The following is a 15639-nucleotide window of genomic DNA, read 5'->3' as shown; positions in this document are numbered from 1 at the left end:
AAGGGTTACCTTCCTAGATTCGGTTTCCGAATTCCGTCACAATGGTGTTGTGAAATTACCGTCCGGAGCTCCCGAAGCTGTCGGCACCGCGACTGCGGTGGCGTCGGCGACGGCTGTTTCCGATGGTCACACCCGCTCGGCGATCGTGCAGTTGCTGCTGGAAGGCGCCGTGACCGCGACCCAGATCGGTGAGCAGCTCGGCATCTCTGCCGCCGGTGTGCGGCGTCATCTCGACGCGCTCATCGAGGCCGGCGACGCCGAATCCAGCGCCGCCGCCGCGTGGCAGCACAACGGCCGCGGCCGTCCCGCCAAGCGCTACCGGCTGACCGCCGCCGGGCGCGCCAAGCTCGGCCACACCTACGACGACCTCGCCGCGGCCGCCATGCGTCAGCTGCGCGAGATCGGTGGCGACGATGCCATCCGCACCTTTGCCCGTCGTCGTATCGACTCGATCCTGTCGGGCGTCGCCGCCACCGACGACATCACCGATACCGCGGATCAGGTGGCCGCGGCGCTGACCCAGGCCGGTTACGCCACCACGACGACCCCGGTGACGGGGCCGATCGGCGGGGTGCAGATCTGCCAGCACCACTGCCCGGTCTCGCACGTCGCCGAGGAGTTCCCCGAGTTGTGCGACGCCGAGCGCGAAGCGTTCGCCGAGGTGCTCGGGACGCACGTCCAGCGCCTGGCCACCATCGTCAACGGGGATTGCGCATGTACGACGCACGTTCCCGTCATCCCCGAACACGCAGTCCACTCGATCCACCCCGCGACCCAAGAAGAAGGAGTGTCGCAATGACGACCACCCCGGAACAGTTGACCCAGGAGGAGACCATTGCCTCCCTGGGCACGTACGGCTACGGCTGGGCAGACAGTGATGCCGCAGGCGCCGCCGCGACCCGCGGGTTGAACGAGGCTGTCGTCCGCGACATCTCGTCGAAGAAGAACGAGCCGGAGTGGATGCTCGACTTCCGGCTGAAGTCGCTGCACATCTTCGACAAGAAGCCCATGCCGCGGTGGGGCAGTGACCTCGACGGCATCGACTTCGACAACATCAAGTACTTCGTGCGGTCCACCGAGAAGCAGGCCGCTACCTGGGACGACCTGCCGGCCGATATCAAGAACACCTATGACCGCCTGGGCATCCCAGAGGCCGAGAAGCAGCGCCTGGTGTCCGGTGTCGCGGCGCAGTACGAGTCCGAGGTTGTGTACCACCAGATCCGCGAAGACCTCGAGGCGCAGGGCGTCATCTTCCTGGACACCGACTCGGGTCTGCGTGAGCACCCGGAGCTGTTCAAAGAGTACTTCGGCACGGTGATCCCGGCCGGTGACAACAAGTTCTCCGCGCTGAACTCGGCCGTGTGGTCCGGTGGCTCGTTCATCTATGTGCCGCCGGGCGTGCACGTCGACATCCCGTTGCAGGCCTACTTCCGGATCAACACCGAGAACATGGGCCAGTTCGAGCGGACGCTGATCATCGCCGACGAAGGCTCCTACGTGCACTATGTCGAAGGTTGTACCGCGCCGATCTACAAGTCGGACTCGCTGCACTCGGCCGTCGTCGAGATCGTGGTGAAACCCGGTGCGCGCGTTCGGTATACGACCATCCAGAACTGGTCGAACAACGTCTACAACCTGGTCACCAAGCGGGCCCGCGCCGAGGCCGGCGCGACCATGGAGTGGATCGACGGCAACATCGGATCCAAGGTCACCATGAAGTACCCGGCGGTCTGGATGACCGGAGAGCACGCCAAGGGCGAGGTGCTCTCGGTGGCGTTCGCAGGCGAAGGCCAGCATCAGGACACCGGCGCCAAGATGGTGCACCTGGCGCCGAACACGTCGAGCAACATCGTGTCGAAGTCGGTGGCCCGTGGTGGCGGCCGGTCGTCGTACCGCGGTCTGATCCAGGTCAACAAGGGTGCGCACGGCTCCCGCTCGAGCGTGAAATGCGATGCGCTGCTTGTCGATAACATCAGCCGCTCGGACACCTACCCGTACGTCGACATCCGTGAGGACGACGTCACGATGGGTCACGAGGCCACGGTCTCGAAGGTCAGCGAGGATCAGATGTTCTATCTGATGAGCCGCGGTCTGACCGAGGACGAGGCCATGGCGATGGTGGTGCGCGGCTTCGTCGAGCCCATCGCCAAGGAACTGCCAATGGAATACGCGCTCGAGCTGAACCGGCTGATCGAGCTGCAGATGGAAGGTGCTGTCGGCTAGTGAGTTCGAATCTGACTGAGGCGACGGAAGGAATCGTCGCCAACAAGGGTGAGCTGTTCACGTCCTACGACGTCAACGCTTTCGAGGTGCCGGGCGGCCGCGACGAGCTCTGGCGGTTCACGCCGCTCAAGCGCCTGCACGGTCTGCACGACGGCTCGGCCGCGGCCACCGGCGCTGCGCGCGTAGAGGTTTCCGAGCGTGACGGCGTCACGGTCGAGACCGTCGGCCGCGATGACGAGCGGCTGGGCCAGGGCGGTGTGCCCGCGGACCGCGTTGCCGCCCAGGCGTATTCGTCGTTCGCCGAAGCGACCATCGTGTCGGTCGGTCGCGACGTCCAGGTCGCCGAGCCCATCGAGATCGCCATCGCCGGCCCCGGTGCAGGCAAGACCGCCTACGGCCACCTGCAGCTGCGGGTCGCCGAGCTCGGCGAGGCCGTCGTGGTCATCGATCAGAGCGGCAGCGGAACCTACGCCGACAACATCGAATTCGTCGTCGGTGACGCGGCGCGGCTGACCGTCGTGTCGATCGCCGACTGGGCTGACGATGCGGTGAACGTCAGCACCCACCACGCGACGCTCGGCAAGGACGCCGTGCTGCGGCACGTCGCCGTCACCCTCGGCGGCGACGTCGTGCGGCTGACCTCGCGCACCCGCTACCTGGGTCCCGGCGGCGACGCCGAGATGCTGGGCCTGTACTTCGCCGACGAGGGCCAGCACTTCGAGTCGCGCCTGCTGGTCGACCACGCTGTCCCCAACTGCCGCTCCAATGTGCTGTACAAGGGTGCGCTGCAAGGGGATCCGGAGTCGAAGAAGGCCGACGCCCACACCGTGTGGATCGGCGACGTGCTGATCCGGGCCGCGGCCACCGGCACCGACACTTTCGAGGTGAACCGAAACCTGGTGCTCACCGACGGTGCCCGCGCCGACTCGGTACCCAACCTGGAGATCGAGACCGGCGAGATCGTCGGCGCCGGACACGCCAGTGCCACCGGACGTTTCGACGACGAGCAGCTGTTCTACCTACAGGCCCGCGGCATCCCCGAGGACCAGGCCCGTCGCCTGGTGGTCCGGGGCTTCTTCGGCGAGATCATCCAGAAGATCGCCGTGCCGGAAGTCCGCGACCGCCTCACCGCCGCCATCGAACACGAACTTGAACTGACTGAAGGACGCACCAACTCATGACCACACTGGAAATCAAGGACCTGCACGTCTCGGTCACCGCACCGGACGGCGCCGATGTGCCGATCCTCAAGGGCGTCAACCTGACCGTGAAGTCCGGCGAGACCCACGCGGTCATGGGCCCCAACGGTTCTGGCAAGTCGACGCTGTCGTACGCCATCGCCGGCCACCCCAAGTACACCGTCACCTCGGGCTCCATCACCCTGGACGGTGCGGACGTGCTGGAGATGAGCGTGGATGAACGGGCCCGTGCTGGGCTTTTCCTCGCCATGCAGTACCCCGTCGAGGTGCCCGGCGTCTCGATGTCGAACTTCCTGCGCACCGCGGCCACCGCCGTCCGTGGCGAGGCTCCCAAGCTGCGCCACTGGGTCAAAGAGGTCAAGACCGCCATGTCCGAGCTGGACATCGACCCGGCGTTCGGTGAGCGCAGCGTCAACGAAGGCTTCTCCGGTGGTGAGAAGAAGCGCCACGAGATCCTGCAGCTGGGCCTGCTGAAGCCGAAGATCGCCATCCTCGACGAGACCGACTCGGGCCTGGACGTCGACGCACTGCGCGTGGTGTCCGAGGGCGTCAACCGGTACGCCGAGGCCGAGCACGGCGGCGTCCTGCTGATCACGCACTACACCCGCATCCTGCGCTACATCCGTCCGCAGTTCGTGCACGTCTTCTTCGACGGCCGGATCGTCGCGTCCGGTGGTCCGGAGTTGGCCGACGAGCTCGAAGAGCATGGCTACGAGCGCTACACGACTGCGGCTGCCGGGGCCTGACGATGACCGCGTCAGTTGATCTCGACCTGACGCGGATCAGGGCCGACTTCCCGATCCTGAGTCGGGTGATGCGCGGCGGAAACACGTTGGCGTACCTGGACTCCGGGGCCACGTCGCAGAAGCCGCTGCAGGTTCTCGATGCCGAGCGCGAGTTTCTGACCACCTCCAACGGCGCGGTGCATCGCGGTGCGCACCAGCTGATGGAGGAGTCGACCGACGCCTACGAACAGGGCCGCGCCGACATCGCGGCGTTCGTCGGTGCCGACGACGACGAACTGGTCTTCACCAAGAACGCCACCGAGGCCCTGAATCTGGTGTCGTATGCGGTGGGGGACAACCGGTTCGACCGTGTGGTCGGCCCGGGCGACGTCATCGTCACCACCGAGCTCGAGCATCACGCCAACCTGATTCCGTGGCAGGAGCTGGCCCGCCGGACCGGTGCCGAGCTGCGCTGGTACTCGGTTACCGACGACGGCCGCATCGACCTGGATTCGCTGCAGCTGGATGAGCGGGTGAAAGTGGTTGCCTTCACCCACCATTCGAACGTGACGGGAGCCATCGCGCCGGTCGCCGAGATCGTCCGGCGGGCTCGAGTTGTCGGTGCGCTGACCGTGCTGGATGCCTGCCAGTCGGTGCCGCACCAGCCCATCGACTTCCACGCTCTCGACGTCGACTTCGCGGCCTTCTCGGGCCACAAGATGTTGGGCCCCACCGGGATCGGGGTGTTGTACGGGCGTCGCGAACTGCTGAACGCGCTGCCTCCGTTCCTCACCGGCGGGTCCATGATCGAGACCGTCACCATGGAATCGGCGACCTACGCGCCGGCGCCGCAGCGCTTCGAGGCAGGTACCCCGATGACCTCCCAGGTCGTCGGATTGGCCGCTGCCGCACGGTATCTCGACGCGATCGGGATGGCTGCCGTGGAGGCGCACGAGGCCGAGCTGGTGGCCGCCACCCTGGATGGACTGACCCAGATACCGCAGGTGCGGATCATCGGGCCGACCACCACCGAGCACCGCGGTTCGCCGGTGAGCTTCGTGCTGGACGGCGTCCACGCGCACGACGTGGGCCAGATTCTGGACGATGACGGCATCGCGGTCCGGGTCGGGCACCACTGCGCGGCTCCGTTGCACCGCCGGTTCGGCATTGCCGCGACGGCCCGGGCGTCGTTCGCGGTCTACAACACGCTCGACGAAGTGGACCGGTTGGTCGCGGGCGTCAAACGCGCTGTGGAGTTTTTCGCATGAGAATGGAACAGATGTACCAGGAAGTGATCCTGGACCACTACAAGCACCCGCATCACCGCGGGCTGCGCGAACCGTTCGGCGCGCAGGTGCACCACGTCAACCCGACCTGCGGTGACGAGGTGACGCTGCGGGTGACACTGTCCGACGACGGCGAGACCATCGCCGACATCTCGTACGACGGCCAGGGCTGCTCGATCAGCCAGGCGTCGACGTCGGTGCTCACCGACCAGGTGATCGGCCAGAGCGTCGGCGAGGCGCTCAAGACCGTCGGCGCATTCACCGAGATGATTTCCTCCCGCGGCAACGTCGAGGGGGACGAAGATGTGTTGGGTGACGGCATCGCGTTCGCCGGTGTCGCCAAGTACCCGGCACGGGTGAAATGCGCGCTGCTGGGCTGGACTGCGTTCAAGGCCGCGCTCGCCGAGGCGAGCGCCAAAGACACCGTGCTGGCAGCTGTCGGCACCGATGCGGAGGACAAGCGATGACTGAAGGCACACCCGAAGCCACCTCCGCGGCCAACGTGGTCGACGACCCCGAGCTGCTCGACGCCGTCGAGGAGGCCATGCGTGACGTCGTCGACCCCGAACTCGGCATCAACGTCGTCGATCTCGGTCTCGTCTACGGCATGAGCCTCGAAGAAGGCGACGAAGGCACCGTCGTGAAGCTCGACATGACGCTGACGTCGGCGGCCTGTCCGCTGACCGATGTCATCGAGGACCAGTCGCGGACGGCTCTCGTCGGCGCGGGACTGGTCAGCGACCTCAAGCTCAACTGGGTGTGGAACCCGCCGTGGGGCCCGGACAAGATCACCGACGACGGCCGCGAGCAGCTGCGGGCCCTGGGCTTCACTGTCTAGTTCCGGTTATCCCGCCTGTGGATAACTCGCGATTCTGACGCCGATTCGCGGCGTTCTTGTCGGTGGCCTTCTCTAGCTTCCAGCGCAACAGGACCAATCAGGTCCGCTGCGACAGGAAGGCACCACGATGAACGCTGACATCGAACGACTGCGGGCCGCGTGCGAACGCGATCTCGATGATCCGGCCGGGTGGCCGACACCCGTCGGCTATCCGAATTCTTTGGCGCTCTGCATCATTGACGCCGTCTACGCCGCCGGCGCCCGGCACCTCACCGTCGACAAGATCATCGAGCGGTACCGCAGTTATCGGTCCGGGCAGGGCGGTGATGCAGACACCGACGGTGCGCCCGAACTGCTCGCGAATGTCGCGGCGCTGGGTGGTGCCGAGCAGTGGGCCGCCCAGATCGGCAATCGGCGGCCGACCTCCACGAGGAAAGACGCACCGCTGCGCTCGGTCGCGCTGACCGAGGTGACGCAAGCCTTTGTCGCACTGGGGATCAGCACCACCGAGGACCTGCGGAGGATCGCCTCGGACCCCGCGCTGGCGAAGAAAGCCAAGCGGGCGTGGTGCGCGGTACCCGGTCAGCGGTCCGGCTTCACCTGGCGGTTCCTGCTGATGCTGGCGGAGCTGCCGGGCGAAAACCCGATGGTGGCGGGATACGTGGCGCGCGAGATCGGTCACGGCGGTGCGATCGACACCGCGGGGCTCCTCGCCGCCGTCGCAGACGCGGCAGGCTGGCACGCAGATGCGCTGCACCAGGCGATCTGGCGGTTCGAGGCACGCCGCACGCGGGAGTTGCCGTCGTCGGCGTGACGCCGACAACTGACCGGCAGGCGGGCGCCGGCGGAATCGGTTGCGCCGTCACGGTGTTGCATAGGCTCATGACCGTCGATGCATCTGGACTCTTCGCCCCACTGGCCCTGCGGAACCTGACCGTGCCCAACCGGTTCGCGATGGCACCCATGACCAGGCAGGCGTCGCCCGGTGGTGTCCCGGGGCCCGATGTGGCGGAGTACTACGCCCGTCGGGCGGCCGGCGGCGTCGGTCTGATCATCACCGAAGGCGTGCGGCTGGGTGACCCGTCGGCAGCCGGGTCGCAGGACATCCCGACGCTCGTAGGCGCGGAGGCGCTCGACGGCTGGCGCAACGTCACCAGCGCGGTGCACCGGCACGGCGCGACCATCGCCGCCCAGCTGTGGCATCAGGGCGCCGAGCGTGGCGACCGCGACGGGGTGGCCCCGGTCAGTCCGTCCGGGGTGAATGGACTGGGCGAGCAGATCGGCCGCGCCTTGGCGGCTGACGAGCTGCCTGCCGTCGCCCGGTGGTTCGCCGAGGCGGCCCGCAACGCCAAGGATGTCGGCTTCGACGCGGTCGAACTGCATGGCGCCCACGGCTACCTGCTCGACCAATTCCTGTGGACCAGAACGAATCTGCGTACCGACGAATATGGGGGCACGGCCTCGAACCGCACCCGGTTCCCCGCCGAGGTCGTCGCGGCGGTCCGTGCCGCGGTCGGCCCGGACTACCCGATCATCTACCGCTTCTCGCAGTGGAAGGGCACCGACTACAACGCGACACTGGTCGACGACCCGATGGAGCTGCAGGAACTGCTGGCGCCGCTGGTCGACGCCGGCGTCGACGCGCTGCATCCCTCGACGCGCCGCCACTATGTGCCGGCGTTCCCCGATGACGACCCGGCCCTGACCCTGGCCGGCTGGACCAAGAAGGTCACCGGGACGCCCGTCATCACGGTCGGTTCGGTGGGCCTGCAGACCGCGTTCCGCTCCGAGAAGCCCGGCCAGGTCATCGAGCCGGGACCGGTGGACCAGCTGGTGGAGCAATTCGATGCCGGTGAGTTCGACATGGTCGCGATCGGCCGGGCTCTGCTCGCCGACCCCGGTTGGGTGAACCGCCTGCGCAGCGGCACCCTGGACGGGTTCAATGGCTACGACGCGGCCAGTGCACTGGCACGATTGAGCTGACCAGATACTGGGAACAAGCAGGTACACCGCAATGTTGGGAGAAGCGTGAGCACCAAAGACATCACCGCCGCCGAATTCAACGGCATCATCAGCGACAACGACATCGTGCTGGTGGACTTCTGGGCGTCATGGTGCGGGCCGTGCCGGGCGTTCGCTCCGACGTTCACCGCATCGTCCGAGAAGCACCCCGACGTGTTCCACGCCAAGGTCGACACCGAGGCCGAGCAGGCGCTGGCCTCCGCGGCCGAGATCCAGGCCATCCCGACGCTGATGGCGTTCAAGAAGGGCCAGCTGGTATTCCGGCACTCGGGCATGCTGGCGGCCAACCAGCTCGACGAGGTCATCAGCCAGATCAAGGACTTCGACATCGACGCCGCGATGGCCGAAAAGGGCGACGCCACCGAGGCCTGACACCGGCCGAGCACTGCCGGCGGGTGTGAGTTTGCGCACCCGCTAGCGTGCAGGACGTGAGCGAACAGAACCCACTGGTACTCGTCGACCATCCGCGCCCTGGAGTCGCACTGGTCACCCTGAACCGCCCCGAGCGGATGAACTCGATGGCGTTCGACGTCATGGTGCCCCTCAAGGCGGCGCTCGACGAGATCACCAACGACAACGATGTCCGCGCGGTCGTCCTCACCGGCGCCGGGCGCGGGTTCTCCTCGGGCGCCGACCACAAGTCGGCCGGCTCGGTGCCGCATGTGGCGGGTCTGACCCGTCCGACGTTCGCGCTGCGCTCCATGGAAGTGCTCGACGACGTCATCCTCGCCCTGCGCAAGCTGCATCAACCGGTGATCGCTGCGGTCAACGGGGCGGCGATCGGCGGTGGCCTGTGTCTGGCCCTGGCGTGCGACATCCGGGTCGCCGGCGCGGGCGCCTACTTCCGGGCCGCGGGTATCAACAACGGCCTGACGGCCAGCGAACTGGGCCTGTCCTATCTGCTGCCGCGGGCCATCGGCACGTCGCGGGCCTTCGAGGTGATGCTCACCGGCCGGGACATCGACGCGGCGGAGGCCGAGCGGATCGGCCTGGTGTCGCGGACCGTCGCCGACGATCAGCTCCTGCAAACCTGCTTCGACATGGCCGAGCGCATCGGCTCGTTCTCCCGCCCGGGAATCGAATTGACCAAGCGGACTCTCTGGAGTGGACTGGACGCCGGTAGTCTGGAGAGCCATATGCAGGCCGAAGGCCTGGGTCAGCTCTTCATTCGACTGCTCACCGCCAACTTCGAAGAGGCGGTTGCCGCGCGCGCCGAGAAACGACCCGCGGTCTTCACCGACGACAAATAGCCAAGGAGGCAGCAGCGTGATCACCGCAACGGACCTGGAGGTCCGCGCCGGAGCGCGCACGCTGCTGGCCTTCGAGGGGTCCGCGCTGCGCATCCAGCCCGGCGACCGGATCGGGCTCGTCGGCCGTAACGGCGCCGGCAAGACCACGACGCTGCGCATCCTGGCCGGCGAAAGCCAGCCGTACGCGGGGACGGTCGAGCGGATCGGTGAGATCGGTTACCTGCCGCAGGATCCGAAGGAAGGCGACCTGGACGTCCTGGCCCGCGACCGGGTGCTCTCGGCCCGTGGCCTGGACACGCTGCTGGCTGACCTGGAGAAGCAGCAGGCCATCATGGCCGAGGTCGTCGACGATGCCGCCCGCGACAAGGCGGTGCGCCGGTACGGCGTTCTGGAGGAACGGTTTTCGGCCCTCGGCGGGTACGCCGCCGAGAGCGATGCCGGTCGCATCTGCGCCAGCCTGGGCCTGCCGGACCGGGTGCTGACCCAGCCGCTGCGGACGCTGTCCGGTGGACAGCGTCGCCGTATCGAACTGGCCCGCATCCTGTTCGCGGCATCGGAGGGCTCCGGCTCCAACACGACGCTGCTGCTGGACGAGCCCACCAACCACCTCGACGCCGACTCCATCGGCTGGCTGCGCACCTTCCTGCAGAGCCACACCGGTGGGCTCGTGGTGATCAGTCACGATGTCGAACTCCTGGCCGACGTGGTGAACCGCGTGTGGTTCCTGGATGCCGTGCGCGGTGAAGCCGACGTCTACAACATGGGCTGGCAGAAGTACCTCGACGCCCGCGCCACCGACGAGCAACGCCGCCGCCGTGAGCGCGCGAATGCCGAGAAGAAGGCGAGTGCACTGCGGGCGCAGGCCGCCAAGATGGGTGCTAAGGCCACCAAAGCTGTTGCGGCACAGAACATGTTGCGCCGTGCCGAGCGCATGATCGCTGAGCTCGATGCCGAGCGGGTGGCCGACAAGGTTGCCAAGATCAAGTTCCCGACGCCGGCGCCGTGCGGCAAGACCCCGCTGATCGTCAAGGGCCTCACCAAGACCTACGGTTCGCTGGAGATCTTCACCGGCGTGGACCTCGCGATCGACCGGGGTTCGCGGGTCGTCGTCCTGGGTCTCAACGGTGCCGGTAAGACGACGCTGCTGCGCCTGCTGGCGGGCGTCGAGACCGCCGACGCCGGCGGCATCGAACCGGGCTACGGCCTGAAGATCGGTTACTTCGCCCAGGAACACGACACCCTCGACAACGCGGCGACCGTATGGGAGAACATCCGGCACGCCGCACCCGACACCGGGGAGCAGGATCTGCGTGGCTTGCTGGGCGCGTTCATGTTCACCGGCCCGCAGCTGGATCAGCCGGCCGGCACCCTGTCCGGTGGTGAGAAGACCCGTCTCGCACTGGCCGGATTGGTCGCCTCGACCGCCAATGTGCTGCTGCTCGATGAGCCGACCAACAACCTGGATCCGGCGTCGCGCGAGCAGGTGCTCGACGCGCTGCGTAGTTACGCCGGTTCGGTGGTGCTCGTGACGCACGATCCGGGCGCGGCCGAGGCGCTCAATCCGCAACGCGTGCTGCTGTTGCCGGACGCCACCGAGGACTTCTGGTCCGACACCTACCGCGATCTCATCGAATTGGCCTGACCTTATTCACCGAATCGCCCGCGCCGAGCGAGCGCTGTTCTTACGCTGATTCCCGTCAGCCCGGTATACCGCCGGGGGAGAGTCAGGGGACCGGCGATGAGGCAATCCAAGGCATCTCGCGACCAGATGATGACCCAGCTGCGTAACGCCTACGAGAGCGGCGCCAGTATCAGGTCATTGGTGGCCACTTCCGGAAAATCCTACGGGTCGGTGCACAGCATGCTGGTGCAGGCCGGTGCCGTCATGCGCAGCCGCGGCGGCCCGAACCACCGCAGCCGCAAGATCGCCTGAACGACTCTGCAGCCCAGCCGCTTTCGCCGCGAACCGCCCGTCGCGGAGCCGTCCTGCGCGGGTAGGCACCCGCGCAGGACGGTGTAACCGGTTGCCGCGCCCTAAATTTCGTCGGTCAGCCGGACCGGGGCGATCATGTCGAAGACATCGCCCGGACCGGGGTTGGTGGGCGAGGTCGACCCGCCGAACTGATCCATCACGGCCCACACCGCGTTGAGCGCCGTGGTGATGGCACCCTCCGCCCAGCCCGCCGTCCACGAGATGTCGTCACCTGCCAGGTAGATACCGCGATGCCGCGCGTCGAGGTCACGCTGCATGAAGTGCGTGTACAGCAGCTCCTGGTAGCGGTAGTGGCCCGGTAGGTTCGCCTTGAACGCACCCATGAAGTTGCGCTCGGTCTCCCACGACACCGTCTTGGGCGTCTCGATGATGTGGCTGCGGATGTCGACGTTGGGGTAGATCGCCTGCAGCGACTTGAGCATCAGATCCATGCGCTCGGTGGCGCTGAGCGGCACGATCTTCCGGGAGTCGTCCTCCCAGGTGTACGAGAGGCAGATGACGCCGGGCTTCTCGTTTCCGTCGGAGTCGAGCCCCTGGTCGAGCAGATATGTGCCGCGGCTCATCCGGTCGGTCAGCGTCATCGACATGACGTCGCGCCCCTGGGCGTCCTTGTCCTTCCAGAACGGGCGGTCGACCAACACGAACACCTTGGACGAACCCATGTAATGCGTCTGCTCGATGGCCGACCACACGTTGGACGGGAACAGATCGTCGTCGCAGCGAATGTTGTTGAGCAGCATCCACGATTGGGCGGTCACGATGACGGCGTCGTAGGTGCGGGTCTCGCCGTCGGCGTCGGTGATGGTGTAGCGGTTCGGGTGGGTGCGCCGGACGTCGGTGACGGCGCCCCGGGTCCGGCCGCCGTGCAGCGATTCGAGCGAGGTGCCGGCCGGCCAGTGGGCGAGGCGCTGCGGGGAGCGCTTCCACAACCGCAGCGGAAGCTGCTGCGAACCGCCGACGACGCCGCGGTGGTTGTCGTCGGCTTCGGTGAGCACCACGCGCAGGATTTCGAGCATCGAACTCGGGTAGTCGGTGTCCCAGCCGCCCGTGCCGAAGCCGACTTTGCCGAAGATCTCACGCAGCTCGAACGACTTGAAGTGGTGCGACTTGGTCAGGAAGCCCCAGAACGTCTCGTCGTCGAGTTCGCGAACGAGCTTGCCCCACGCGGACTTCAGGGCCTGCGTGTCACGTTCGCGGATGGCGTTCTGGATCGCGTGCAGGTCGGCGCCGTCCTCGAGCGTCCTGCGCCAGGCGTCGGCGACGTCGGTGAAGGCCTGCGGCAGATCGGCGAGCTTCTCGGCGTAGTACGTCTGGCCCTTGAGGTCGACGACGGTGCTGGGCGCCGCGGCCGACAGCGGGTTCGGGAATTCGATGGTCTCGATGCCGACCTTGTCGAAGTACTGGTACAGCGTCGTGGACGTGGGTGGGAACCGCATCGACCCCATTTCCGCGACCGCATCCGGAGCGTGCTCGAACGGGACGGACCGCATCCGGCCGCCGATCTGATCCGCCTCGTACACAACGGGTTTCAGACCCATCTTCATGAGTTCGTAGGCGGCGGTGAGGCCGGCGCAGCCGGCGCCGACGATCGCCACCTCGGTGCCGTGCCGGTCGGCCGGGATCTCGCCGAGGCCGTCGGCGGACGACACGTAGTCGTCGTAGGCGAACGGGAAGTCGGGACCGAACATCGTTATCGGCTTGTCGGACGACCGTGGTCCGGTCTCCGACAGCTGCGTCTCTTCGATGGGCTGGGGGACGGTCATCGGGTCTGGTTCTCCTGGTAGAGATCTCGGCGGCGATCGCCGAGATGGGTGTTGACGGCGCGGGACACGGCTACCGCGGCGGGATCGATGTGGGTGATGAGTAATTGCTCGTCTTTACCGGCGCGGCTCAGCTCGGTCGTGTCGGGCGCGATGGTGCAGCTCAGTCCGCAGTACTCGAGGTCGTTCTCGACTCCGGTGCGGTTGACGTAGGACAGGAACAGCTGACTTTCGTAGGCACGGGCAGGCACGATGTGCGTTGCCACGAAACGCCACGGTTCCATGAGTCCCGTTGGGACGACGAGCCATTGGGTACCCGCGTCGGCGTGGGCCCGCGCGTTCTCGGGGAATTCGATGTCGTAGCAGATGAGCAGCCCGCAGGTGACGCCGTCGAGCTCGAACTGCGTGACCCACTGCTCGCCGGGGCTGAACAGGTCCCGGTCGAACCCGTAGAGGTGGGTCTTCCGGTAGTTCGCCAGGGATCGGCCGGTGCGGTCGACGACCTGCGCGGCGTTGTACGGTTTGCCCTCGGCGGCCTCGGGATATCCGTAGACGACGGCGATCCCGGCGTCGCGCGCGATTTCCTGGACGGCCCGGAAGATCGCGCCGTCGGCGGGCTCGGCGCGCTGCGCGATCTGAGTTCCGATGTTGTAGCCGGTGGCCGACATCTCGGGCGTGACGACGATCTGGCAGCCGGCGTCGGCGGCCCGCCGGGCCGCCGACGCGATGGCACTGAGATTCTCGGCGACGGTCCCGGATTCTTGCGGGCCTTGGAACATGCCGACGGTGATCATCTACGCAGTGTCCACTCGCAGCTTGGATTTGCGGATGCTGTACCCGAAGTAGACCGCCAGGCCGAGGACACCCCAGATGCCGAACGCGATCCACGTCGCGACGGGCAGCGCCCACATCAGGTAACAGCAGAAGAGGAAGCCCAGCACCGGCGCGACGGGGAACAGCCGCAGCCGGAACGTCCGGTGCAGATCCGGGCGCGTGCGCCGCAGGATGATGACGGCGATGTTGACCAGCGCGAAGGCGAAGAGGCAGCCGATCGAGGTGGCGTTGGCCAGCTCACCGAGCGACACGAAACCGGCCAGCAGCGACACGACGACACCGCAGATGACGATGTTCCAGGTCGGCACGAAGGTCCGCGGGTTGATCTTGGCGAACAGCGCGGGCACCAGGCCGTCGACGGCCATGGTGTAGAGGATGCGGGTCTGTCCGTACTGGACGGCGAGCACCACGCTGGCGATCGCGATGACGGCACCGATCGACAGGATGATGGCCGGCACGTTGCTGGTGGTGATGCCACTCAGTGCGACGGCCAGGGTGGCGCCTTCGTCGGCACTGAACTTGGTCCAGCTCATCGCGCCGAGGGCGGCCAGCGCGACCGCGAGGTACAGCACCGTGACGATCAGCAGCGAGGCCATGATGGCGCGCGGCAGGTCCCGCTTCGGGTCCTTCGCCTCATTGCCCGCCGTGGATGCCGCGTCGAAGCCGATGTACGAGAAGAAGACCTGCGAGGCGGCGGCGGAGACACCGAGGAAGCCCAGCGGCATGAACGGGGTGAGGTTGCCGGCCTTGAACGCGGTGAAGGCGACGGCGCAGAAGAACACCAGGACGATGCACTTGAGGATGACCATCGCGGTATTGACGGTGGCCGACTCGGACGCGCCCTTGAGCAGCAGGATCGAGGCGAGGACCACGATCGCGATGGCCGGCAGGTTGATGACACCGCCCTCGCCGGGAGCGCCGGTGATGGCGGCGGGCAGCGCGACGCCGAACAGCTGCTGGAGCAGCGTGTTGATGTAGCCGCCCCAGCCGACGGCGACGGCGGCGACCGAGACGCCGTATTCGAGCATCAGGCACCAGCCGCACACCCACGCCCAGAACTCGCCCAGGGTGGCGTAGGCGTACGAGTAGGAGCTCCCGGAGACCGGGATGGTGCCCGCCAGTTCGGCGTACGACAGCGCCGAGAACAGTGCGGTCACGGCGGCGAGGATGAACGAGAGCAGGACCGCCGGACCGGCTTTCGGCACCGCGGCGCCGAGAATGACGAAGATTCCGGTGCCGAGCGTCGCGCCGATGGACAGGGCGGTCAGATGGATGAAGCCCATCGAGCGCTTGAGGTGGGGGCCGTCCGGGGTTTCGTTGGCGGCGACGATGTCGTCGACCGACTTTTGTGCGCTCATGGCGCGCAGAATGCCCGGCCGTGGGGCCTCGGTGATGGCCAAGGGGAGCTCCGTGGAGAGGAGGGCGCGCCACGAGATTTGTGACTCGCGTAACAGAGTGCGGTACGTCACTCCCATCTGTCAACATCTGGAGTGAGCTAGGAAACAATTG

Annotated in this window: 16 protein-coding genes; 13 read left to right on the top strand and 3 right to left on the bottom strand. The window is 67.0% G+C overall.

From position 1 onward, the window contains the following. Nucleotides 1-49 precede the first annotated feature (49 nt). The 13 genes from QRN63_RS24410 (at nt 50) to QRN63_RS24350 (ending at nt 11476) form a co-directional block, all read left to right on the top strand. Nucleotides 50-799, top strand: coding sequence for a helix-turn-helix transcriptional regulator (locus tag QRN63_RS24410; RefSeq protein WP_285033518.1), 750 nt, complete (start codon nt 50-52; stop codon nt 797-799). Next, a complete protein-coding gene (sufB, locus tag QRN63_RS24405) occupies nt 796-2223 on the top strand; it encodes a Fe-S cluster assembly protein SufB (protein ID WP_267317343.1) in 1428 nt (475 codons plus the stop codon). The genes QRN63_RS24410 and sufB overlap by 4 nt, the downstream gene beginning before the upstream one ends. Further along, nucleotides 2223-3404, top strand: a complete 1182-nt coding sequence (gene sufD / locus QRN63_RS24400; RefSeq protein WP_285033517.1) for a Fe-S cluster assembly protein SufD — start codon at nt 2223-2225, stop codon at nt 3402-3404. Before sufB ends, sufD begins: the two co-directional genes overlap by 1 nt. Next, on the top strand, nt 3401-4168 hold the full coding sequence (gene sufC, locus QRN63_RS24395) for a Fe-S cluster assembly ATPase SufC (protein ID WP_267317345.1): 768 nt from the start codon (nt 3401-3403) through the stop codon (nt 4166-4168). The genes sufD and sufC overlap by 4 nt, the downstream gene beginning before the upstream one ends. Before the next feature lie 2 nt (nt 4169-4170). Then, the gene (locus QRN63_RS24390) at nt 4171-5415 is read left to right on the top strand and encodes a cysteine desulfurase (protein ID WP_285033515.1); all 1245 of its coding nucleotides are present in this window, start codon (nt 4171-4173) and stop codon (nt 5413-5415) included. Continuing rightward, nucleotides 5412-5900: a Fe-S cluster assembly sulfur transfer protein SufU gene (gene sufU / locus QRN63_RS24385; protein WP_285033514.1), complete on the top strand. Its 489-nt coding sequence runs from the start codon at nt 5412-5414 to the stop codon at nt 5898-5900. The genes QRN63_RS24390 and sufU overlap by 4 nt, the downstream gene beginning before the upstream one ends. Further along, complete coding sequence (locus QRN63_RS24380; RefSeq protein WP_285033513.1) at nt 5897-6271, top strand: metal-sulfur cluster assembly factor; 375 nt, start codon at nt 5897-5899, stop codon at nt 6269-6271. Before sufU ends, QRN63_RS24380 begins: the two co-directional genes overlap by 4 nt. 127 nt (nt 6272-6398) lie before the next feature. Continuing rightward, the gene (locus QRN63_RS24375) at nt 6399-7085 is read left to right on the top strand and encodes a DUF8548 family protein (protein WP_267317349.1); all 687 of its coding nucleotides are present in this window, start codon (nt 6399-6401) and stop codon (nt 7083-7085) included. 68 nt (nt 7086-7153) lie between these two features. Continuing rightward, the gene (locus QRN63_RS24370; protein WP_285033512.1) at nt 7154-8254 is read left to right on the top strand and encodes an NADH:flavin oxidoreductase; all 1101 of its coding nucleotides are present in this window, start codon (nt 7154-7156) and stop codon (nt 8252-8254) included. Nucleotides 8255-8299: 45 nt separating this feature from the next. Next, nucleotides 8300-8665: a thioredoxin gene (gene trxA, locus QRN63_RS24365; protein WP_267317351.1), complete on the top strand. Its 366-nt coding sequence runs from the start codon at nt 8300-8302 to the stop codon at nt 8663-8665. Between the two features lie 47 nt (nt 8666-8712). Beyond that, on the top strand, nt 8713-9543 hold the full coding sequence (locus QRN63_RS24360) for an enoyl-CoA hydratase (protein ID WP_267317352.1): 831 nt from the start codon (nt 8713-8715) through the stop codon (nt 9541-9543). 16 nt (nt 9544-9559) lie between these two features. After that, on the top strand, nt 9560-11185 hold the full coding sequence (locus tag QRN63_RS24355) for an ABC-F family ATP-binding cassette domain-containing protein (RefSeq protein ID WP_267317353.1): 1626 nt from the start codon (nt 9560-9562) through the stop codon (nt 11183-11185). A gap of 96 nt (nt 11186-11281) precedes the next feature. Continuing rightward, nucleotides 11282-11476, top strand: coding sequence for a helix-turn-helix domain-containing protein (locus QRN63_RS24350; RefSeq protein ID WP_267317354.1), 195 nt, complete (start codon nt 11282-11284; stop codon nt 11474-11476). A 101-nt stretch (nt 11477-11577) separates the two neighbouring features. On the opposite strand, the gene QRN63_RS24345 is transcribed toward QRN63_RS24350, so the two are convergent. The 3 genes from QRN63_RS24345 to QRN63_RS24335 are packed head-to-tail and all read right to left on the bottom strand — an operon-like array spanning nt 11578 to nt 15488. Then, nucleotides 11578-13299 (bottom strand): flavin monoamine oxidase family protein, encoded by a 1722-nt coding sequence (locus QRN63_RS24345; RefSeq protein WP_285033511.1) that lies wholly within the window; start codon nt 13297-13299, stop codon nt 11578-11580. Then, nucleotides 13296-14090, bottom strand: coding sequence for a carbon-nitrogen hydrolase family protein (locus tag QRN63_RS24340; protein ID WP_410506046.1), 795 nt, complete (start codon nt 14088-14090; stop codon nt 13296-13298). Before QRN63_RS24340 ends, QRN63_RS24345 begins: the two co-directional genes overlap by 4 nt. Continuing rightward, nucleotides 14091-15488 (bottom strand): amino acid permease, encoded by a 1398-nt coding sequence (locus QRN63_RS24335; RefSeq protein ID WP_285033510.1) that lies wholly within the window; start codon nt 15486-15488, stop codon nt 14091-14093. It abuts the gene before it with no gap. Between the last annotated feature and the right edge of the window lie 151 nt (nt 15489-15639).

Source organism: Mycolicibacterium sp. lyk4-40-TYG-92 (genome assembly GCF_030209435.1).
Taxonomy (GTDB): domain Bacteria; phylum Actinomycetota; class Actinomycetes; order Mycobacteriales; family Mycobacteriaceae; genus Mycobacterium.
The sequence above is the reverse complement of the archived record's forward strand: the minus strand, read 5'-3'. Positions and strand labels throughout refer to the sequence as shown.